Below are 21,009 nucleotides of genomic sequence, written 5' to 3'. Positions count from 1 at the left end.
AAATGTAGGAGGGGCGGTGCGATGATTCGACTTGCCCCCCGATAGCGGTGGATCAGTCAACCCAAGGTTGGCTGATACGCTTCTAGCGGGGGAAAACCCTCTCCCGTATTTGGTTTGCGGTGTTCTTAAGGGACTTGCACGCCTTCGCTGAGTAGCATATCTACCAAGCGAATCAGCGGTAAGCCGACAAGGCTGGTCGCATCTGGCCCGTCGGTGCTTTGGAACAAACTCACGCCCAGTCCTTCCGCCTTGAAGCTGCCCGCGCAGTCATACGGTTGTTCGACACGCAGGTAGCGCTCGATGCGCGCTGCATCCAGCTCGCGCATGTGCACGGTAAAGGGCACGCAGTCGACCTGGCAGCGCCCCGTCTCGCTGTTCAGCAGGGCCAGGCCGGTGAGGAAGCTGACACGCTTGCCGCTGGCGGCCAATAACTGCTCACGCGCATTTTCGAAAGTGTGAGGCTTGCCGATGATGCGGCCTTCCAGTGCGGCGACCTGGTCTGAACCGATGATCAGGTGTCCTGGGTGGCTGGCGGCGAGGGCGCGCGCCTTTGCTTCGGCCAGGCGCTTGACCAGCTCGATGGCGGACTCATTTGCAGCATGGCTTTCGTCGATATCCGGCGAGCTGCAGATGAATGGCAGGTGCAGGCGACTGAGCAATTCCCGGCGATAAACCGAGCTGGAAGCGAGTAATAAAGGCAGCATGTACGACTCCTCAAGGCAGTCGCCGATTCTAGCGGGGCGACCGGCTGACGCACAGGGCTGAATTTCCTTTGACATGGCTGGGTGCATCCCTATAATGCTGCGCCTATGTTGAATGACCCGATTCCACCTCACGTTGACCCGCGCAAATTGGCTGATCGTGGCACTTCCCTTCAAGGTGAATTGCTGCTGGCCGATTTGGAGAGACTCTGCGACCCGCTTTCCGACACTGTCGGTACGGTGCAGGCCAAATTCGTTTTTGAACGAGATGAACGTAAATCTGTGGTAATCCACAGCTTTATCGACACCGAGGTCAAAATGGTTTGCCAGCGTTGTCTTGAGCTGGTCACCCTGCCGATCCACAGCGAGTGCAGTTATGCCGTGGTAAAGGAGGGTGCGAATACCCAGTCGTTGCCGAAAGGTTATGACGTGCTGGAACTGGGCGAAGATCCTTTGGATCTGCATGCACTGATCGAGGAAGAGCTTCTGCTCGCCTTGCCCATTGTGCCTGCTCATCATCCGGAAGAATGCCAGCAGCCGGAGGGTCTCGATGACGAGGCCGAGCCGAGCGAGGACGAGGTAACGCGGTCCAACCCGTTCAGTGTATTGGCGCAGTTAAAGCGTGACCCAAACGTTTAGGAGTTAATCAATTATGGCTGTTCAGCAGAACAAAAAATCCCGTTCCGCCCGTGACATGCGTCGTTCGCACGATGCCCTGACGGCGAGCACTCTGTCTGTAGAAAAAACCACCGGTGAAATTCACCTGCGTCACCACGTATCGCCAGAAGGCGTATACCGTGGCCGTAAAGTGATCGACAAGGGCGCTGACGAGTAATCACTTGTCTGCTCAAGTCATCGCGATTGACGCAATGGGCGGGGACTTCGGTCCCCGCAGCATTGTTCAGGCCTGTATTGCCAGCCTGATTGCTACGCCCTCGCTGCACCTGACCCTCGTCGGTCAACCCTCACTCCTTGAAGAATTGATCGCCAGCCATCCGGTTGTGGATCGCGCGCGCCTGACGATTACGCCGGCCAGCGAAACCATCAGCATGGATGACAAGCCTGCTTCGGCCCTGCGCGGCAAGCCTGACTCTTCAATGCGAGTGGCCTTGGAGTTATTGCGTGATGGCAAGGTGCAAGCCTGTGTCAGTGCAGGTAACACCGGGGCGTTGATGGCACTGTCACGGTATGTGCTCAAGACGCTGCCTGGCATAGACCGGCCCGCTATGGTCGCGGCGATTCCAACGCAGGAAGGCTACTGCCAACTGCTGGACTTAGGTGCGAACGTGGATTGCAGTGCCGAGCACTTGTTCCAGTTCGCCGTGATGGGCTCGGTGGCCGCAGAAGCGCTTGGTATAGCCCGGCCGCGTGTGGCCTTGCTGAATATCGGTACTGAAGACATCAAGGGCAATCAGCAGGTCAAGCTTGCCGCCAGTCTGTTGCAGGGCGCGCGGGGCTTGAATTACATCGGTTTTGTCGAGGGTGACGGTGTTTACCGCGGCGAAGCGGATGTGGTGGTCTGCGATGGGTTTGTCGGCAATATCCTGCTTAAATCCAGCGAAGGCCTGGCGACCATGATCGCTGTGCGCATTGAGACGTTGTTCAGGCGTAATCTGGTATCGCGCATCGTAGGTGCTCTGGCGCTACCGTTGATGCGGCGTCTGCAGGCCGACCTGGCTCCGGCGCGGCACAATGGTGCGAGCTTTCTGGGGTTGCAGGGGATTGTGGTGAAGAGTCACGGTTCAGCCGGTGTTGAAGGCTTTCAAAGTGCTATTGCGCGGGCCTTGATCGAGATTCAGGAAAACCTGCCGCAACGCTTGCACGGCCGTCTTGAGGATCTGTTGCCTTAGGCGAATTGGCTCGGGAGTGCTTAAATGTGACCGGCCAGTTCAATTGACCATCCAATCTGTCAGTTTCGCGCGCTCCCATAGTCGGCGCGCGCATTTTTGACGACCAGATCATTAGGGGCTTGTTACATGTCTACATCCCTCGCATTCGTCTTTCCAGGGCAGGGTTCGCAGTCCCTCGGCATGTTGGCCGAGCTGGGCGCGCAATACCCGCTGATCCTCGATACCTTCAAGGAAGCTTCCGAGGCCCTGGGTTACGACCTGTGGGCGCTGACCCAGCAGGGGCCGGAAGAGCAGCTCAATCAAACCGATAAAACGCAACCGGCCATCCTGACCGCTTCGATCGCCTTGTGGCGCCTGTGGCTGGCCGAAGGTGGCGCGCGCCCGGCATTCGTCGCCGGTCACAGCTTGGGCGAATATAGCGCCTTGGTTGCTGCGGGCAGCCTGACCCTCGCCGAAGCGGTCAAGCTGGTCGAGCGTCGTGGTCAACTGATGCAGGAAGCCGTTCCGGCCGGGCAGGGCGGCATGGCCGCTATTCTGGGCCTGGACGACGCAGTAGTGATCGAAGCCTGCGCCGAAGCGGCCCAGGGCGAAGTGGTCAGCGCAGTGAATTTCAACTCCCCTGGCCAGGTGGTGATCGCCGGTGCCAAGGCGGCAGTTGAGCGCGCCATCGAAGGCTGCAAGGCGCGTGGCGCCAAGCGTGCTCTGCCGTTGCCGGTGAGCGTGCCGTCCCACTGCGAGCTGATGCGCCCGGCGGCCGAGCGTTTTGCCGAGTCCATCGCAGCCATCAACTGGCAGGCACCGCAAATTCCGCTGGTGCAGAACGTCAGCGCGGCCGTGGCGGTCGACCTCGACACGCTCAAGCGGGACCTGCTGGAGCAACTCTACAAGCCTGTGCGCTGGGTCGAGTCGGTCCAAACCCTGGCCGCCAACGGCGCCACCGAGCTGGTCGAGTGCGGCCCAGGCAAAGTCCTGGCTGGTCTGAACAAGCGTTGCGCCGACGGCGTGTCGACTGCCAACCTCAACACCCCGGATGCCTTCGCTGCCGCTCGTGCGGCGCTGGCCTGATCCCCGAACTTAGGAGAAGCCTGCATGAGTCTGCAAGGTAAAGTTGCACTGGTTACCGGCGCGAGCCGTGGCATTGGCCAGGCTATCGCCCTGGAACTGGGCCGTCAGGGTGCCGTTGTGATCGGCACCGCCACTTCCGCTTCGGGCGCCGAGCGTATCGCCGCGACCCTGAAGGAAAATGGCGTTCAAGGCACTGGCCTTGAGCTGAACGTGACCAGCGATGAGTCTGTGGCTGCTGTATTGGCCGAGATCACTGCACAGTTCGGCGCACCGGCTATTCTGGTGAACAATGCCGGTATCACGCGCGACAATCTGATGATGCGTATGAAAGACGACGAGTGGTACGACGTGGTCGATACCAACCTGAACAGTCTGTTTCGCCTGTCCAAGGGCGTTTTGCGCGGTATGACCAAGGCGCGTTGGGGGCGAATTATCAATATTGGCTCCGTAGTGGGTGCCATGGGCAACGCAGGCCAAGTAAACTACGCAGCTGCCAAGGCTGGTCTGGAAGGTTTCAGTCGTGCTTTGGCACGTGAGGTCGGCTCGCGGTCGATTACGGTCAACTCGGTGGCCCCAGGGTTCATTGACACCGATATGACTCGCGAACTGCCGGAAGCACAGCGTGAAGGCTTGCTGACGCAGATTCCGCTGGGCCGTCTGGGCCAGGCTCAAGAGATCGCGAATGTGGTCACTTTCCTGGCATCCGACGGTGCGGCATACGTGACTGGGGCTACAATCCCGGTGAACGGCGGGATGTACATGAGTTAAATTGTGACGGATCGCTTCAAAAAAATGTCATACGAGCTGTCTAAAATCCGTTATAAAGCTGCAACTTAATTTATAGGCAGGTGGCGGACCGGGTACAGGGTGAAGCTTTCAGTTGAAAAGCTGAAAAGGCTTTCTATACACTTACCCACTGGCCAGCTGCCTGAATTTGTCCATTAGGAGTTAAACAAGGTATGAGCACCATCGAAGAGCGCGTCAAGAAAATCGTTGCCGAGCAACTGGGCGTCAAAGAAGAAGAAGTGACCAACACTGCTTCCTTCGTAGAAGACCTGGGTGCCGATTCCCTTGACACCGTTGAGCTGGTGATGGCTCTGGAAGAGGAATTCGAGACCGAAATCCCGGACGAAGAAGCTGAAAAAATCACTACTGTTCAAGCTGCTATCGACTACGTTACTGCCCACCAGGCGTAATAGTTTGTAGTCGTCGCTTGCTGTTAGGGAAAACCGCACTGCTGTAACGGCGTGCGGTTTTTTCTTTAGCGGTGATGAAAAAGTAAGCTCTGAAGCAAAGTGTCGTCATTAGAAAAAGGAGAGTGCTGTGTCGCGTAGACGCGTCGTAGTCACCGGTATGGGTATGTTGTCGCCACTGGGTACGGATGTGCCGAGCAGTTGGCAGGGCATTCTGGCTGGCCGCAGTGGTATTGGTCTGATCGAACACACGGACCTTTCTGCCTATTCCACCCGTTTTGGCGGCTCGGTAAAGGGGTTCAATGTCGAGGAATATCTCTCGATCAAAGAGTCCCGCAAACTCGACCTGTTCATTCAATACGGCCTGGCAGCCGGTTTTCAGGCAGTGCGTAACGCCGGCCTGGAAGTCACTGATGCCAACCGTGAACGCATCGGCGTGGCGATGGGGTCTGGTATTGGTGGTCTGACCAATATCGAAGAAACCAGCCGCACGTTGCACGATACTGGCCCTCGTCGAATTTCACCGTTCTTCGTGCCTGGCTCGATCATCAATATGATTTCCGGCTTCCTGTCCATCCACCTGGGTGCACAGGGACCGAACTACGCCATCGCTACTGCGTGCACCACCGGCACGCATTGCATCGGCATGGCAGCGCGCAACATTGCCTACGACGAAGCCGACGTGATGATCGCCGGCGGTGCCGAAATGGCAGCCTGCGGCCTGGGTATGGGCGGCTTTGGCGCGTCCCGTGCGCTGTCGACCCGCAATGACGAGCCGACCCGCGCCAGCCGTCCGTGGGACAAGGGTCGTGACGGCTTCGTACTGTCCGATGGTGCTGGTGCCCTGGTGCTGGAGGAGTTGGAGCACGCTAAGGCGCGCGGAGCCACCATCTATGCCGAGCTGATCGGCTTTGGCATGAGCGGCGACGCCTACCACATGACCTCGCCACCGTCTGACGGTGCCGGCGCTGCGCGCTGCATCACCAACGCATTGCGTGATGCGAAGGTCAATGTCGATCAGGTGCAGTACATCAACGCCCATGGCACTTCGACCCCGACCGGTGACTTGGCGGAAGCTGAGGCCATCAAGTCGGTGTTCGGCGAGCACGCTTACAAGCTGGCTGTCAGCTCCACCAAGTCCATGACCGGTCACCTGCTGGGTGCGGCGGGCGCGGTCGAGGCGATCTTCAGCGTGATGGCCATCAAGGATCAGGTCGCTCCGCCGACCATCAACCTGGATGAGCCGGATGAAGGCTGCGACCTGAACTTCGTACCGCACGAGCCGCAACAGATGCCGATCGACGTTGCGATCTCCAACTCGTTCGGATTTGGTGGCACCAACGGTTCCCTGGTGTTCCGCCGGTACGCCGAGTGATGCACAGCTGGGTCGACGGTCAGCCAGCGGACAGCGTGCCCCTGAAAGATCGCGGCCTGGCGTATGGCGATGGCCTGTTCGAGACCGTCGCCGTCAAGGCCGGGCAGCCCCTGCTACTCGACCGCCACCTGCAGCGCCTTGATGAGGGCTGCAGGCGCTTTGCGTTCGTGGTCGATCTCGGGTTGATCCGCAACGAAGTGCTTGCCTATGCCGCCTCCCTCGGTGACGGTGTCCTCAAACTGATCCTTACCCGTGGCGACAGCCTGCGCGGTTATGGCATCAATCCCGACGCACCTGTGCGCCGTATCCTGCAGGGCAGTCCGCCCGCCACCTATCCCCACGCCCATGGAGCCGACGGCATTCGCCTGTTTCCGTGCGCTACCCGTTTGGCGGAGCAGCCCTTGCTGGCCGGCCTGAAGCACCTTAACCGCCTGGAGCAGGTGATCGCGCGTGCCGAATGGCAAGATGTCGAACATGCCGAAGGTTTGATGCTGGATATGTCCGGCCGCGTCATTGAGGGCGTATTCAGCAATCTGTTTCTTGTGCGTAACGGCTTGTTACTAACCGCCGATCTGAAGCGTTGCGGTGTCGCGGGCGTGATGCGTGCCGAGATCCTGGACCAGGCACAATCGCTGGGCATCCCGGTGGCCGTGGCCGACATCACTGTCGAACAACTGCGGCAGGCCGACGAAGTCTTTGTCTGTAACAGCGTGTATGGCATTTGGCCGGTGCGCGGCTGTGCTGCGATGAGCTGGCCGGTTGGGCCGCTCACCCGTAAACTGCAGGGCATTGTTCGCGCGCTATTGGATATCTGAGTTGATACGAAAACTGGTTGTACTGCTGCTGATCGGTCTGTTCTCGGCGGCTTTGCTGTTGGGGGTCTGCGCCTGGAAATACGACGCTGCCTTGAAGCAGCCGCTGAATCTGACCCAAGAGCAGTTGCTCGATGTGCCGGCAGGGGCGACTCCGACCGGCACCTTCAATCGACTGGAAGCCGACGGCGTGATCGACGGAGCCTTCTGGCTGCGTCTGTATTGGCGCTTCAACCTAGACGGCCAACCGCTGCATAGCGGCGAATACCGCATGACGCCCGGCATGACCGCCGAAGGCCTGATCGGCCTCTGGCAGCGTGGCGACGTGGTGCAATACAGTCTGACACTGGTGGAAGGCTGGAACTTCCGCCAAGTGCGTTCGGCCCTGGCCAAGCATGAAAAGATCGTACAGAGCCTCTCCGGCCTGAGTGACAGCGAAGTGATGGAGAAACTTGGTCACCCTGGGGTGTTTCCCGAAGGGCGATTCTTCCCGGATACGTATCGATTCGTGCGCGGCATGACCGACGTCGAATTCCTTAAAAAAGCTTACAACCGCCTGGACGACGTACTGGCCCAGGAGTGGAGCAAGCGCGCCCCCGATGTGCCGTACACCGACCCTTATCAAGCGCTGATCATGGCGTCTCTGGTGGAAAAAGAGACCGGTGTGCCTGAGGAGCGTGGCCAGATTGCCGGTGTGTTCGTCCGCCGTCTGAAGATCGGCATGCTGCTGCAGACCGACCCTACGGTGATCTACGGCCTGGGTGAGCGTTACAACGGCAAGTTGACGCGCGCTCACCTCAAGGAATCCAACCCTTACAACACCTACATGATTGCCGGGCTGCCGCCGACGCCAATCGCCATGGTCGGTCGCGAGGCTATCCATGCCGCATTGAACCCGGTGCCTGGCAGCAGCCTGTATTTCGTCGCCCGTGGCGATGGCAGTCATATTTTCTCCGATGACCTGGGTGCGCATAATGCCGCCGTGCGTGAGTTCCAGCTCAAACGCCGTGCCGATTACCGCTCCAGTCCGGCACCGGTGGTAAAACCGCCGGAAGATGCAACGCCGCCAACGGAAGCGCCCGCCGAGCCCGTGCTGGACACCACCGCGCCACAAAGCCCGCAATGACTCTGACTAAGGACTGCCTGTGACTGGCTTGTTTATTACCCTGGAAGGCCCGGAAGGCGCCGGCAAAAGCACCAACCGCGATTACTTGGCAAAGCGCTTGCGTGCCGAAGGCATCGAGGTGGTGTTGACCCGTGAGCCCGGCGGTACGCCTTTGGCCGAGCGCATCCGTGAAGTGTTGCTGGCCCCAGGCGAAGAACAGATGAACCCGGACACCGAGCTGCTACTGGTGTTCGCTGCCCGGGCACAACATCTGGCCGAGGTGATTCGCCCGGCCCTGGCCCGCGGTGCCGTGGTGATTTGCGACCGGTTTACCGATTCCACCTACGCCTACCAGGGCGGCGGCCGCGGCTTGTCATTGGCGCGCATCGCTACCCTGGAAACGTTCGTGCAAGGTGATTTGCGTCCTGACCTGACCCTGTTGTTCGACTTGCCCGTAGAAGTGGGCATGGCCCGCGCCAGTGCTCGTGGTCGTCTCGATCGCTTCGAACTCGAAGGCCAGGCGTTCTTCGATGCTGTGCGCAGCGCGTTTCTCAAACGTGCTCAGGTCGAACCTGCTCGCTATCACCTGCTTGACGCATCCCAGCCGTTGGCGAAGGTGCAGCAGGCCATCGACGGCTTGTTGCCAACACTGTTGGAGCGCGCCCGTGGCTGAAGCCTACCCGTGGCAGGACAGTCTCTGGCAACAGTTAGCCGGCCGCGCCCAGCACGCTCATGCCTACTTGTTGCATGGGCCAATCGGTATTGGTAAACGGGCCCTTGCCGAGCGCCTGATGGCCAGCCTGCTGTGCCAGCGTCCGGTTAACTCGGAGGCTTGTGGCGAGTGCAAATCCTGCCTGTTGCTCAAGGCTGGCAGCCATCCGGACAATTACCTGCTGGAGCCCGAGGAAGCCGACAAGGCAATCAAGGTCGACCAAGTGCGTGATCTCGTCAGCTTCGTGGTGCAAACCGCGCAGATGGGCGGGCGCAAGGTGGTGCTGATCGAGCCGGTAGAAGCGATGAACATCAACGCCGCCAACGCCCTGCTCAAAAGCCTGGAAGAACCCTCCGGCGATACTGTGCTGTTGCTCGTGAGCCACCAGTCAAGCCGCCTGTTGCCGACCATCCGCAGCCGCTGCGTGCAGCAGGCCTGTCCGCTGCCAAGCGAGGCGATAAGCCTGCAATGGCTGGCGCAGGCACTGCCAGATTGCTCCGCCGATGAACGTGTCGAACTACTGACCCTGGCCGCCGGTTCGCCCTTGGCGGCCGTGAAGCTGCAAGCCCAAGGCGTGCGTGACCAGCGCGCGCTGGTGGTGGATGGGGTTAAAAAACTGCTCAAGCAGGAACTGTCTGCGACACAACTGGCCGAAAGCGCCTGGAAAGACATTCCCCTGTTGCTGCTGTTCGACTGGTTCTGCGATTGGTCGAGCCTGATCCTGCGGTATCAGTTGACCCAGGATGAAAATGGCCTGGGCCTGCAGGACATGCGCAAGGTCGTGCAGTATCTCGCGCAGAAAAGCGCCCAGGACAAGGTGCTGTCCATCCAGGACTGGATCCTCGCCCAGCGCCAGAAAGTGCTCGGCAAGGCCAACCTCAACCGTGTGCTGTTGCTTGAAGCGCTGCTGGTGCAGTGGGTGGGCTTGCTCGGCCGCCGTTAATTTCCGTGGTCGACGGATGTATCGTCGGCCAGACACTTTCCGTGACTCAAGTTGTAACTTCCTATGCTCGTAGATTCCCACTGCCACCTTGATCGTCTTGACCTCGCCCAGCACGGCGGCTCCCTTGATGCCGCCTTGGAAGCGGCTCGCCAGCGCGGAGTCGGGCATTTCCTGTGCATCGGCGTCAGCGCCGACAACGCCGCCGACGTCAAAGCCTTGGCTGATCGTTATGCCGACGTGGATTGCTCAGTGGGTATCCACCCGCTGGACCTCAAGCCAGGCGAGGCCCCGGCCCTCGACTGGCTGCTGGGCGAACTCAACCATCCGCGTGTAGTGGCCATCGGCGAGACCGGCCTGGATTACCACTACGAACCCGAAGCTGCCGAGTTGCAGCAGGCATCCTTTCGCCTGCATCTGCAAGCCGCCCAGCAGACGGGCAAACCGGTGATTGTCCATACCCGCGGCGCCCGTGCCGACACGCTCACCTTGCTGCGCGAAGCCGCGTTGCCCCAGGCCGGCGTATTGCACTGCTTCACTGAAGACTGGGACATGGCCAAGGCGGCGTTGGACCTGGGTTTCTATATCTCCCTGTCGGGCATCGTCACTTTTCGCAATGCCGACGCGTTGCGTGACGTGGCCCGCCAAGTCCCGGCCGATCGCCTGTTGGTGGAAACGGACTCGCCATACCTGGCGCCCATCCCCCATCGCGGCAAGCCGAACCTGCCGGAGTACGTGCGTGACGTGGCGGATTACCTGGCGATGCTGCGGGGTGAGTCCTACGAGCGTTTTGCGCAACAGACTACCGAGAACTTCAAGCGCCTGTTTCCATTGGCTCACGTCGCTTCGTAGATCCAGGGTCAAATCGCGGGCAAAAAAAACCCGGGTTCTGGGGGGTGAATCCGGGTTAAGACCATTAGGAGTAAAGCAAGGGCACACAGTCCGTCGGTACCCAGGTCGGCGCTTCACTTGGGGGAGATGTCACGCCGACAGTTCAAGTATTGATCAGTATCTGATTCAGTCCAGTCGCGACTGATCGTTTTTTAAACAGATTTGGAATACACGCGCTTCGCTTGAGTTCTCATTAGGCCGGTGCACGGGGGCAGTTGTTGCGTATTATTTCTGACTGATAGCCATGAAATCGTTGGCAGTCTGAAAGTAAAGTGCATGGCGGGTTCACATAGACGTTGCCCAACGACCGTTCAGTCGGGATAATCCCTCGCACTGGGTAAATCGTATCGCCATGTAATCTTGGTCATGCGCAACCCTCCCTATTCCGACCTTTGCAGACCTCTTCCTCATGCACAAAGAACCCCGTAAGGTCCGTGAGTTTCGCCGCCGTGAGCAGGAAATTCTCGACACCGCACTCAAATTGTTCCTCGAACAAGGCGAAGACAGCGTCACCGTCGAGATGATCGCGGATGCCGTGGGTATCGGCAAAGGCACGATCTACAAGCACTTCAAGTCCAAGGCGGAGATCTACCTGCGCCTGATGCTCGACTACGAGCGCGACTTGAACGAGCTGCTGCATTCGGCCGATGTCGATAAAGACAAGGAAGCGCTGTCCCGCGCCTACTTCGAGTTCCGTATGCGTGATCCGCAGCGCTATCGCCTGTTCGACCGCCTGGAGGAGAAGGTCGTCAAGGGCCATCAGGTGCCAGAGATGGTCGAAGAGCTGCACAAGATCCGCGCCTCGAACTTCGAACGCCTGACCCTGTTGATCAAGGGCCGTATCAGTGAAGGCAAGCTTGAAGACGTACCTCCTTATTTCCACTATTGCGCGGCTTGGGCCTTGGTGCACGGCGCCGTGGCGCTGTACCACTCGCCATTCTGGAGCAATGTGCTGGAAGACCAGGAAGGTTTCTTCCAGTTCCTGATGGACATTGGCGTACGCATGGGCAACAAGCGCAAGCATAGCGCCGAGCCAGCAGCCGTAGAGTCTTCGCCCGTTGAGACGCCGGCGTCGTAATCTTTACTGCCAGGCGTAGTACCCCAGGAATATACTCAGGCAAGGACCTTGCTAAAAGCTGATTTATCAGTCAGTTTTTAGCGCGCCCGAATCATCCTCTGCCGGAGTGATCCATGATCGTTGATCGTCAAGGCAGGCGTTTTCGCAATTTGCGGATCAGCCTGACTTCAGCCTGCAACTACGCGTGTACCTACTGCGTGCCCAACGGCAAGCGGCTGGTGGCTGCCCAAGACGAACTCTCGGCCGAGGCCATGGCCCGTGGTGTGGCTTACCTGATCGAAGCGGCGGGCATCGACCGACTGCGCATCACGGGTGGCGAGCCGCTGGTCAGCCCCAAGCTGGAAGCCTTCATGAGCGCAGTCGGTGGCATGGGTCTCAGCGATATCAGCTTGACCACCAACGGCCAGTTGCTGGCGCGCAAACTGCCGCTGTTGGTGGATGCCGGCATTCGGCGTATCAACGTCTCTCTCGATACCTTGGACGCGGACGCCTTCCGCAGCATCGCCCGTGGTGGCGACTTGGCCACCGTGCTCGATGGCATGGACCAAGCGCGCGCTGCAGGAATCAAGATCAAGGTCAACATGGTGCCGTTGCGCGGCCAGAACCTCGACCAAGTGATGCCGCTGCTCGACTACTGCCTGGAGCGTGGTTACGAGCTGCGCTTTATCGAGTTGATGCGCATGGGCCACCTGGCCAAGGATTCCAACGCGTTCCTGCAGCAATTCGTCAGCCTGCAGCAACTGCTCAGCCTGATTGGCGAACATCACGAATACCTGCAAGCCAACGCACCGGTGGACGCAACCGCAGTTCGCTACGAGGTGCCGGGCAAAGGCTACTTTGGCGTGATCGCCAACGAGAGCGTTCCATTCTGCCGTACCTGCTCACGGTTGCGCCTGTCGTCCACCGGCTGGCTGCATGGCTGCTTGTCTTCCAGCAACCGCCACTATGTCGGCGACCTGCTCGACAAACCGCGCCACCAGGCACTGCCGGCGCTGCAAGGCTTGCTGATGAAAGCCCTGGGCGACAAACAGGAAGTGGCATTTTCCGGCGGCGCGACGATCATGAAGATCATCGGCGGCTAACGCTATCCCAAGGTTACCCATCACCCAATATGGGAGTTGCCTTCAAGCTGGCGCAGAACCTGCATCTCACGTCCATTCGCCGGTTTTCCGTCACCGGCTTCTGGAGGATTAGGATGCGTAATCTGGTTTTGTTGCTGGCGTCATTGACGCTGAGTGGTTGCATGACCGTCAGCGATATGGCCGAAGGCACCCGCTATCAGATGAGCGACGCCGGGTTGCTTGACCACAGCGACACCCGCCGTACCGCCTCGGTTCGCATACAGCCGGACTCCTTTGTTTTCATCGCGCAGGGTGCCTTCGTGCCGCCGGGCAGCGCCTATCCGCGAACGAACGTGGTGGCCGAAGAAGCCTTCAACGGATTCGTCGAATACTTCCCCATGGTGCGCCGCGCCCGTCAGCCCGAAGGTTTGGAACAGGCGATGGCCGATGCTCGTGCGGCAGGCGCCCATTACCTGCTGTACTGCCGATTCGCCAAGGCAGATGACCGCATCGGCAACGCCGACGAATGGGCCGATCAAGAGGCTCTGGACCGGGTAGGGCTAGACAGTGGCGTAATCCAGATCATGTTGATCGAGACCAGTACCCAGTATTTGATTGATACTGCACGCATTCGCAGTCGTGGCGGTTTACTGACGTTCCACGACAATCGGCCACAAGACTTGATTGCCCGCCCGCTGGCGCAGTACGCCCGCGGCCTGCTGGGTATGAGCGATCAGTAAGGCCAGATCAAAAAAAGGGAGAACCCCATGACCGATTCCGCCAAGGCCAACGACCTGTTGGCCCAACTGCCCAAAGGCAAGGGACCGGCGCCGGTGCACCTGTGGAACCCGGACTTCTGCGGCAACATCGACATGCGCATCGCCCGCGATGGCACCTGGTTCTACCAAGGCACGCCTATTGGGCGAAAGCCGATGGTCAAGTTGTTCTCCAATATCATTCGCCGCGATGGCGATGATTATTTCCTGATTACTCCCGTGGAAAAAGTCGGCATCACCGTCGATGATGCGCCCTTTGTCGCGTTGACCCTGGAGGTTGAAGGGCAGGGTGAAAGCCAGTTGCTGCGCTTCACCACCAACGTCGATGAACAGATCGAAGCTGATATCGAACATCCGCTGCGGGTGGTCATCGACCCCGTCACCCAGGAACCTGCGCCCTATCTACGGGTGCGTACCAACCTCGAAGCGCTAGTGCACCGCAACGTGTTCTATCAATTGGTCGAGCTTGCTGTAAGCCGCCCGATCAACGGTCAGAACTGGCTGGGCGTGTGGAGCGGTGGCGAGTTTTTCCCGATCGGCGTGGAACCTTGAGGCCGGTTTTTTCACCTTCTTGAAATAATAAGCTTGCTGCTAACGGGCGCTTTCGGTTATCAATTTGTACATGATTAGACATGTTCGATTTGATAAGAAAAAACGCGTCGTCGACGAGCTCATCCGCCGTATCGAGGGTGGGGTGATGGCCGACGGTTTCCTGCTGCCGGGCGAGCACCAACTAGCGGAAGAATTTGCGGTCAGCCGCGGCACCCTGCGCGAAGCCCTGGCCGAACTCAAGCGGCGCAACTACATTGCGACCCAGAGCGGCGTCGGCTCCATCGTCACATTTGACGGCATGGTGCTCGATCAAAACAGCGGGTGGGCCCAGGCCTTGGCGGACAATGGCGCCTTGGTGACCACCGATGTCCTGCGCCTGGAAGCGGTGACGCGCCCCGACCTGTTCAGCCGGTTCGGCACCGATCAATTTATCGCCCTCGACCGCCGCCGGCGCACCACCGATGGTACCGCCGTGTCCCTTGAACGTTCGTTGATGCCCGCGTCCGGTGGCCTGGAAAGCCTGCCCCGCGTCGGCCTGATCGACAATTCCCTGACCATCACCCTGGCGGCCTACGGCTATGTCGGCGCCGAAGGTGACCAGTGGATCGGCGCCGAACCCCTCAGCGATGAAGACGCCCAACTGCTCGGTCGCCCGGCGGGGACCGTATTCCTCAAGGCATCGCGCACCACCTATGACCGGCGCGAGCGTTTCATGGAGCACGTCGAAAGCTTGCTTGACCCTCTGCACTTTCGCCTGCACCTGCAATTTGGATCGTCGAAATGACCTCGAATAACCGCGCCGTTGGCGCTTTCTACGGTCTCGCGCTGGGTGATGCCCTGGGCATGCCTACTCAGTCCCTCAGCCGCGAGCAGGTGCGACAGCGCTTCGGTGCTATCACCACCTTGGAAGATGCCGGTGCCGACCAACCTATCGCGCCGAACATGCCCGCCGGTTCCATTACCGATGACACCGAACAGGCAATTCTGGTGGGCGAGTTGCTGGTTGAAGGCCAAGGCAAGATTGAGCCCACCGTGCTCGCCCAGCGCCTGATCGACTGGGAAGCGGTGATGCGTGCCAAGGGTTCCCAGGACCTGCTCGGCCCGTCGACCAAGCGTGCCATCGACATGATCCTTGCCGGCCATACCCCGGAAGAGTCCGGCCGCTACGGCACCACCAACGGTGCTGCCATGCGCATCACGCCGGTGGGAATCGCCGCCGATGTCAGCGACCCGGCAGCGTTTATCCAGGCGGTCATCCAGGCGTGCCAGGTCACCCACAACACCACCTTGGGCATCTCCAGTGCAGCGGCGGTGGCTGCAGTGGTGTCAGCCGGTATCAACGGTGCGGATCTCGGCGAAGCGTTGAATATTGGCGCCCAGATCGCCCGACAGGCGGAAGGCCACGGTCATTGGATTGCTGGCGGGCGTATCTCCACCCGTATCAGTTGGGCGCGCACTCTGAGTGTCGGCAGCGGCGACAAAGCGTTGTTTGCTGAACTGCTCTACGAATTGATCGGCACCTCAGTCGCCTCCCAGGAGTCGGTGGTGGTGTCGTTTGCCCTCGCCCAGCAAGTGGCAGTGGGGGATATGAACGCCTTCGAGGCTTTGTGCCTGGCCGCCAGCCTTGGCGGTGACACCGACACCATTGCGGCGATTCTGGGTGCAATGCTCGGCGCCTGTTTAGGCATGCAGTGCTGGCCTGCGGCAATGATCGAACAGATCAAGGCCGTGAATGGGTTGGACTTGCAGCCGTTGGTTGAAGATCTGTTGAAAATGCGCTGAGTCAGGACAGTTGGGAAGACCGATTCACCTTGCACACCTGCCACAACCACAACAATACCGGCACCAGGAGCACCCCCTCATGAGCAGCACCTCTTCCGGCCAAAGCGCCGGACAATTGGAAACACGCGGCATCGAACCGGTCCCCGAAGGCGAGTGCAATGGCCATCCGCTGCAACTGTTCTGGGTGTGGTTCGCCGCCAACATCAGCATCCTCGGCTTGCCGCTCGGCGCGACGTTGGTGGCGTTCCGTGGCCTGGCAATCTGGCAGGCGATCATCGTGGCGATCCTCGGCGCAGCAGGCTCCTTCGCGGTGGTGGGCATCATCTCCATCGCTGGCCGTCGTGGTAGGGCTCCCAGCCTGACCCTGTCCCGCGCTATCTTCGGCGTGCGTGGCAATATCGGCCCAACGCTGGTGTCGCTGATGTCGCGCCTCGGCTGGGAAACCGTCAATACCACCACCGCCGCCTTTGTGCTGCTGTCGTTGTGTTCGATCCTGTTCGGGTCGCCGGTCGAGGCCAAAAGCGCGCCGGTGCTGACCCTGATCTTTATTGCCATCTTCGTGTTGCTGACCCTGTCCGTTTCCGGCCTGGGCCATGCCACCCTGCTGGTCATCCAGAAGTGGGCCACGTACGTGTTTGGTGCGTTGAATATCCTGGTCGGCGGCTTCCTCTGCGCCACCATCGACTGGGGCGCCGTGTTCAACGCCACACCCGCACCGCTGAGCGCAATGATCATCGGCATAGGCACCATGGCCGCCGGCACCGGTATCGGTTGGGCCAACGCCGGTGCCGACATGTCGCGCTACCAGCACCGCAGCGTCAAGGCCGTGCGTCTGGTGGCATCCGCCGCGTTTGGTGCGGGCATTCCGCTGGTACTGCTCATCACCCTCGGCGGCTTGCTGTCGGTGGGCAACAACGACCTGGCCTCGGCCACCGACCCGATCATCGCGATCCGGGACATGCTGCCTACCTGGATGGCCGTGCCGTACCTGATCACCGCGTTCGGCGGTTTGCTGCTGTCCAATAACCTGTCGGTATACTCGGCCGGTCTCACCACCTTGACCCTCGGCTTGAAGGTCAAGCGCGTGCACGCAGTGATCGTCGACATCGTCGCGATCTTCGCCGGTTCGATTTACTTCATGTTGATTGCCGACAGTTTCTACGGTCCGTTCATCACCTTCATCTCGTTGCTGGCGGTGCCGATTACCGCGTGGGTCGGGATCTTTGTGGTCGACCTGATCCACCGTCACTACTACAGCCCCAAGGATCTGCTGGACGTCAGCCCCAGCAGCGCCTACTGGTATCGCGGCGGTGTGGAGTGGCGTGCGTTCGGCGCGTGGGCCGTGGCGATTGTGCTGGGCTTCAGCTTCACCACCATCGGTACCACCGCCGAAAATATCTGGTTCGCCGGGCCGCTGTCCGACTCCTGGCTGGGCCACAACGGCCTGGGCTGGATCGTCACCTTTCTGGTGGCCGGCGGGATTTATGCCGTACTGGGCGGCGCGGCTGATCGTCGCCCAGCGTTAGTAGAGAGCCCCAATGTCTAGATTGCTGCACACCGGCCAGGTCATTGTTGACCTGGTCATGGCCCTCGATACCTTGCCCGCCACTGGCGGCGACGTGCTCGCCAAGTCCGCCGGTTTCGAAGCCGGCGGCGGCTTCAATGTAATGGCGGCGGCACGACGCAATGGGTTGCCGGTGGTTTACCTGGGGCGCCACGGCAACGGCCGCTTTGGCGACCTGGCCCGCGCGGCGATGCAGGCCGAGGGCGTGGAAATGGCCCAGGCGGCAAGTGAGGGAAAGGACACCGGGTTGTGTGTCTCGCTGACCGAGGCCACCACCGAGCGCACCTTCATCTCCCATATCGGCGCTGAAGGTGACTTGACTGCCGATGACTTAGCGCGCGTCGTTCCCCAGGCTGATGATTATGTATACGTCAGCGGCTACAGCCTGCTGCTGGAAGGCAAAGCGCAGGCGTTGCTCGATTGGTTACTGGCGTTACCCCGCGCGATCACCGTGGTGTTCGACCCGGGCCCGCTGGTCAAGGCGCCCGATTCTGCACTGATGATTGCCTTGCTGCCACGTATCGACATCTGGACCAGCAATGGCCCGGAAGCCTTGGCGTTTACCGGTGCGAAAACACTGGCGGACGCACTGCTGGACCTCAATCGGCATCTGCCTGATGGCGCGCTGCTGGTGGTGCGTGATGGGCCGAATGGCTGTTGGGTCAGTCGTCACGGACATGCCGACCATGTGCCAGGCTTTAAGGTGAGGGCGGTGGATAGCAATGGCGCGGGTGATGCGCATGCGGGGGTGTTTATTGCAGGTTTGGCCGCGGGTTTGACACCGTGTGAGGCAGCGCGTCGGGCGAATGCGGCGGCGGCGCTGGCGGTGACCCGTTGGGGCCCGGCCACCTCGCCCGGCACCGACGAAGTTGACGCTTTGCTCACTCACTGAGCGCGGAGCAGACATGTGGAAGGGGGCGTGCTCCCGATTGCAGTGCATCAGCCCATGTACAGGTAGCTGACATACCGCTATCGGGAGCACGCCCCCTCGCACATTTGGTTGGTGTGGAGGCTACTGACCGGCGTCCAGTTTGCGCGCCTCATCCACTCCAGATGCCGTCAGCTTGATCGGCAAGTTCAGCGAGTATTCACCGGCGTCGTCGGTGGTCACATGCCCATCCTTGATAAACCCGCGGTCCTGTAGGAACGCCAACACACTGGCGACCTCCTTTTCGCCGCGGTAGTTATCCAGCACCTCCTTGCCCAAACCTTGTGGGTGGGCGTGCAGCAGGCGGGTGAGGACTTCTTTTTCAAGGTTTCTATCGACGTTCATGCGTACCTCTTCACTGGGAAATGATCGGGTGTTCATCTTGCGGTCGAGTGCTTAAGGCGCAGGTTGTTTCGGCGCGCCGGGCAGGTTCGAGTCGTCGCCTTTGTTGATCTTCGGCTCATTGATCGACGGGCCCATTTTACCGTTGCCGACTGCGGCAGGTGCCTGGCGCTCGGTGTCGTGGCCCTTGGTATGCGGGTCGGCGCCGTTGGCGTTATCAATGACTGCGCCACCATTGGTGTCCAGGCCGGTGCCCATGGATTTTTGCGATTCGGTGGTGGCGTCAGGCGTAGGATCGGTCGGGCCGGTGGTCGAGCTGGCAGCGACGGCGCTCAGCGATGCGGCGGACAGCAGGCCGGTGAGGGCGAAGGCAGCAAACTTGGAAGGCTTCATGAGGATATCTCCATAGAATTAATGTCCTTACCCTCTATTGGTCAGTTGCCGTTTGTTGATGGTGCCTTGATGGCGACGAACGGTATCAGCGCGCCTGTAAGATTTTGTGTGGCGCGGCCCCTCACCACTCCCGCCGCGCCACCCCCGGCTTTGTCGTGTGCGTGCGGGTGCTTGCAGCAGCGCAGGCCGGCGTAACTGCACGGCCCATGAAAATGCGCTGCAATCAGTCATCAAAGCGCCTTAGTATGTCGGCTTTGAAATTGCCCAAGGCTTGCCCATGACCATCGAGATTCGCCCCGCCGTGCCCAGCGATGCTGCGCAGATCCTGACGTTCATCACCGAACTCGCCGAGTACGAGAAAGCCCGGCATGAAGTGATCGCCAGCGTGGTGGATATCCAGCGCAGCCTTTTCAGCGAGGGCGCCACCGCCCATGGCCTGATCTGCTTGCGCGATGGGCTGCCGATTGGTTTTGCGGTGTTCTTTTTCAGCTATTCCACCTGGCTGGGCAGCAACTGCTTGTACCTGGAAGACCTCTATATCAACCCCGAGCAGCGCGGTGGCGGGGCGGGCAAGAAGTTGCTGCGCCACCTGGCCAAGATCGCGTTTGATAACGGCTGCGCGCGCTTCGAGTGGAGCGTGCTGGACTGGAACGAGCCAGCGATTGCCTTCTACAAATCCATCGGCGCCCAGCCCCAGGAAGAGTGGGTGCGCTATCGCATGGAAGGTGATGCATTACGGGATTTTGCCCTGGGCTGATTGTCATCCTGCCTACAAAACCGGCCAATCCAGGGCCGGTTTTTTTATGTCAAAGCTCACAATATGGGATGCAAATTTATATATTGAGATGTTTCTGGGTCTGGGTTTATAGTCGGCGGCATCAGCACTCACTACCAAAAATAAAACAGGTGAAGCGATGCAGGCACAACCGTTGTCACTCCCCGCCGTGCCCGAGCCCACTTACGGCGAGCGGCTCAAAGGCAAGGTGGTGATCATCACCGGCGCCGCCCAAGGCATTGGCGAAGCGATCGTCGCGTGTTTCCAGGCCCAGCAGGCGCGCCTGGTTATCGCCGATATTCAGGGTGAAAAAGTCGAGAAGGTGGCCGCCCATTGGCGCGAACGCGGTGCGCAGATTTACGCGCAAGCCGTCGACATCACTTCAAAAGAGCAATGGCAGGCGCTGGTCAATGTGGCCATCGAGCGCTTTGGTCGCGTGGATGTGCTGGTCAACTGTGCTGGCGTCAACGTGTTCTGCGACCCACTGGAAATGACCGACGAAGATTGGCGCCGCTGCTTCGCCATTGACCTCGACGGCGCCTGGTTTGGCTGCCGCACGGTGCTACCGCACATGATTGAGCAGGGCGTCGGCAACATCATCAATATCGCCTCCACCCATTCCAGCCACATCATTCCTGGTTGCTTCCCGTACCCCGTCGCCAAGCATGGCTTGCTCGGCCTCACCCGAGCCCTCGGTATCGAATACGCGCCCAAGGGCATTCGCGTTAACGCTATCGCGCCGGGCTATATCGAAACCCAACTCAACGTCGACTACTGGAACGGTTTTTCCGATCCTCACGCCGAGCGCCAGCGCGCCTTTGACCTGCACCCGCCCAAACGCATCGGCCAGCCGGTGGAGGTGGCGATGACTGCGCTGTTTTTGGCCACCGACGAGGCGCCCTTTATCAATGCCACCTGCCTGATGATCGATGGCGGGCGGTCTGTGATGTATCACGACTAGAACTTTTACCGCTCAATAACAATAAAAGGTGTCGTTCATGAAAAAAGCCCTACGCGTCCTTGCCGCCGCCGTTGCTTTAAGCAGCCTCAGCAGCCTCGCATCCGCCGAAGAAGTGAAGATCGGCTTCCTGGTTAAACAAGCCGAAGAACCCTG

Annotated in this window: 25 protein-coding genes and 1 pseudogene; 23 read left to right on the top strand and 3 right to left on the bottom strand. The window is 60.0% G+C overall.

The window, feature by feature from the left end; translation table 11 throughout:
- Positions 1-125 precede the first annotated feature (125 nt).
- Positions 126-704 (bottom strand): nucleoside triphosphate pyrophosphatase, encoded by a 579-nt coding sequence (locus CKW32_RS18735; RefSeq protein WP_095185669.1) that lies wholly within the window; start codon positions 702-704, stop codon positions 126-128.
- A gap of 105 nt (positions 705-809) precedes the next feature.
- Here CKW32_RS18735 and CKW32_RS18730 point away from each other — a divergent pair, with 105 nt between their 5' ends.
- The 20 genes from CKW32_RS18730 (at position 810) to CKW32_RS18635 (ending at position 18,349) form a co-directional block, all read left to right on the top strand.
- Positions 810-1,340 carry a YceD family protein gene (locus tag CKW32_RS18730; protein WP_032886799.1) on the top strand — a complete coding sequence of 177 codons (531 nt, stop codon included), beginning with the start codon at positions 810-812 and terminating at the stop codon, positions 1,338-1,340.
- A 13-nt stretch (positions 1,341-1,353) separates the two neighbouring features.
- Positions 1,354-1,536 (top strand): 50S ribosomal protein L32, encoded by a 183-nt coding sequence (gene rpmF / locus CKW32_RS18725; RefSeq protein ID WP_008152339.1) that lies wholly within the window; start codon positions 1,354-1,356, stop codon positions 1,534-1,536.
- A gap of 4 nt (positions 1,537-1,540) precedes the next feature.
- Positions 1,541-2,551, top strand: coding sequence for a phosphate acyltransferase PlsX (gene plsX / locus CKW32_RS18720; protein WP_095185668.1), 1,011 nt, complete (start codon positions 1,541-1,543; stop codon positions 2,549-2,551).
- 126 nt (positions 2,552-2,677) lie between these two features.
- Positions 2,678-3,616 carry an ACP S-malonyltransferase gene (fabD, locus tag CKW32_RS18715; protein ID WP_032886801.1) on the top strand — a complete coding sequence of 313 codons (939 nt, stop codon included), beginning with the start codon at positions 2,678-2,680 and terminating at the stop codon, positions 3,614-3,616.
- Between the two features lie 24 nt (positions 3,617-3,640).
- Positions 3,641-4,384, top strand: a complete 744-nt coding sequence (gene fabG, locus CKW32_RS18710; RefSeq protein ID WP_032886802.1) for a 3-oxoacyl-ACP reductase FabG — start codon at positions 3,641-3,643, stop codon at positions 4,382-4,384.
- Positions 4,385-4,575: 191 nt separating this feature from the next.
- Positions 4,576-4,812: an acyl carrier protein gene (gene acpP, locus CKW32_RS18705; protein WP_010566559.1), complete on the top strand. Its 237-nt coding sequence runs from the start codon at positions 4,576-4,578 to the stop codon at positions 4,810-4,812.
- A 127-nt stretch (positions 4,813-4,939) separates the two neighbouring features.
- A complete protein-coding gene (gene fabF / locus CKW32_RS18700; RefSeq protein WP_032886804.1) occupies positions 4,940-6,184 on the top strand; it encodes a beta-ketoacyl-ACP synthase II in 1,245 nt (414 codons plus the stop codon).
- Positions 6,184-6,999 carry an aminodeoxychorismate lyase gene (gene pabC / locus CKW32_RS18695; RefSeq protein WP_095185667.1) on the top strand — a complete coding sequence of 272 codons (816 nt, stop codon included), beginning with the start codon at positions 6,184-6,186 and terminating at the stop codon, positions 6,997-6,999. Before fabF ends, pabC begins: the two co-directional genes overlap by 1 nt.
- 1 nt (position 7,000) lies before the next feature.
- Positions 7,001-8,122: an endolytic transglycosylase MltG gene (gene mltG / locus CKW32_RS18690; RefSeq protein ID WP_095185666.1), complete on the top strand. Its 1,122-nt coding sequence runs from the start codon at positions 7,001-7,003 to the stop codon at positions 8,120-8,122.
- A 19-nt stretch (positions 8,123-8,141) separates the two neighbouring features.
- Positions 8,142-8,774, top strand: a complete 633-nt coding sequence (tmk, locus tag CKW32_RS18685; protein ID WP_095185665.1) for a dTMP kinase — start codon at positions 8,142-8,144, stop codon at positions 8,772-8,774.
- Entirely contained in the window at positions 8,767-9,756 is a 990-nt protein-coding gene (locus CKW32_RS18680) for a DNA polymerase III subunit delta' (protein ID WP_095185664.1), read from the top strand. The genes tmk and CKW32_RS18680 overlap by 8 nt, the downstream gene beginning before the upstream one ends.
- 63 nt (positions 9,757-9,819) lie before the next feature.
- Complete coding sequence (locus CKW32_RS18675) at positions 9,820-10,605, top strand: TatD family hydrolase (RefSeq protein WP_095185663.1); 786 nt, start codon at positions 9,820-9,822, stop codon at positions 10,603-10,605.
- 448 nt (positions 10,606-11,053) lie between these two features.
- On the top strand, positions 11,054-11,722 hold the full coding sequence (locus tag CKW32_RS18670; RefSeq protein ID WP_095185662.1) for a TetR/AcrR family transcriptional regulator: 669 nt from the start codon (positions 11,054-11,056) through the stop codon (positions 11,720-11,722).
- A 113-nt stretch (positions 11,723-11,835) separates the two neighbouring features.
- Entirely contained in the window at positions 11,836-12,804 is a 969-nt protein-coding gene (locus CKW32_RS18665; protein WP_095185661.1) for a GTP 3',8-cyclase MoaA, read from the top strand.
- Between the two features lie 113 nt (positions 12,805-12,917).
- Entirely contained in the window at positions 12,918-13,523 is a 606-nt protein-coding gene (locus CKW32_RS18660) for a DUF4823 domain-containing protein (RefSeq protein WP_095185660.1), read from the top strand.
- Positions 13,524-13,550: 27 nt separating this feature from the next.
- Positions 13,551-14,111, top strand: a complete 561-nt coding sequence (locus CKW32_RS18655) for a DUF1285 domain-containing protein (protein ID WP_095185659.1) — start codon at positions 13,551-13,553, stop codon at positions 14,109-14,111.
- Positions 14,112-14,181: 70 nt separating this feature from the next.
- Entirely contained in the window at positions 14,182-14,895 is a 714-nt protein-coding gene (locus CKW32_RS18650; RefSeq protein ID WP_032886816.1) for a GntR family transcriptional regulator, read from the top strand.
- Positions 14,892-15,893, top strand: coding sequence for an ADP-ribosylglycohydrolase family protein (locus CKW32_RS18645; RefSeq protein ID WP_032886817.1), 1,002 nt, complete (start codon positions 14,892-14,894; stop codon positions 15,891-15,893). Before CKW32_RS18650 ends, CKW32_RS18645 begins: the two co-directional genes overlap by 4 nt.
- A gap of 79 nt (positions 15,894-15,972) precedes the next feature.
- Positions 15,973-17,439, top strand: a complete 1,467-nt coding sequence (locus CKW32_RS18640) for a cytosine permease (RefSeq protein ID WP_095185658.1) — start codon at positions 15,973-15,975, stop codon at positions 17,437-17,439.
- On the top strand, positions 17,432-18,349 hold the full coding sequence (locus tag CKW32_RS18635; RefSeq protein ID WP_095185657.1) for a PfkB family carbohydrate kinase: 918 nt from the start codon (positions 17,432-17,434) through the stop codon (positions 18,347-18,349). Before CKW32_RS18640 ends, CKW32_RS18635 begins: the two co-directional genes overlap by 8 nt.
- A gap of 120 nt (positions 18,350-18,469) precedes the next feature.
- Here CKW32_RS18635 and CKW32_RS18630 read toward each other — a convergent pair whose 3' ends face one another.
- Together CKW32_RS18630 and CKW32_RS18625 are read right to left on the bottom strand one after the other, a co-directional pair.
- Positions 18,470-18,730 (bottom strand): hypothetical protein, encoded by a 261-nt coding sequence (locus CKW32_RS18630; protein WP_032886820.1) that lies wholly within the window; start codon positions 18,728-18,730, stop codon positions 18,470-18,472.
- Between the two features lie 51 nt (positions 18,731-18,781).
- Complete coding sequence (locus tag CKW32_RS18625) at positions 18,782-19,120, bottom strand: hypothetical protein (protein ID WP_032886822.1); 339 nt, start codon at positions 19,118-19,120, stop codon at positions 18,782-18,784.
- A gap of 277 nt (positions 19,121-19,397) precedes the next feature.
- Between CKW32_RS18625 and CKW32_RS18620 the strand changes: the two genes are divergently transcribed.
- The 3 genes and pseudogenes from CKW32_RS18620 to CKW32_RS28650 all read left to right on the top strand — a co-directional run.
- Entirely contained in the window at positions 19,398-19,877 is a 480-nt protein-coding gene (locus CKW32_RS18620; protein WP_032886823.1) for a GNAT family N-acetyltransferase, read from the top strand.
- 157 nt (positions 19,878-20,034) lie between these two features.
- A complete protein-coding gene (locus tag CKW32_RS18615) occupies positions 20,035-20,856 on the top strand; it encodes an SDR family oxidoreductase (protein WP_032886824.1) in 822 nt (273 codons plus the stop codon).
- 37 nt (positions 20,857-20,893) lie between these two features.
- Positions 20,894-21,009 (top strand): annotated as a pseudogene (locus CKW32_RS28650) (arabinose ABC transporter substrate-binding protein); the annotation flags it as partial.

This window comes from Pseudomonas sp. Irchel 3H9 (assembly GCF_900187495.1).
Taxonomy (GTDB): Bacteria; Pseudomonadota; Gammaproteobacteria; order Pseudomonadales; family Pseudomonadaceae; genus Aquipseudomonas; species Aquipseudomonas sivasensis.
This window is presented reverse-complemented; position numbering and strand designations above follow the sequence as displayed.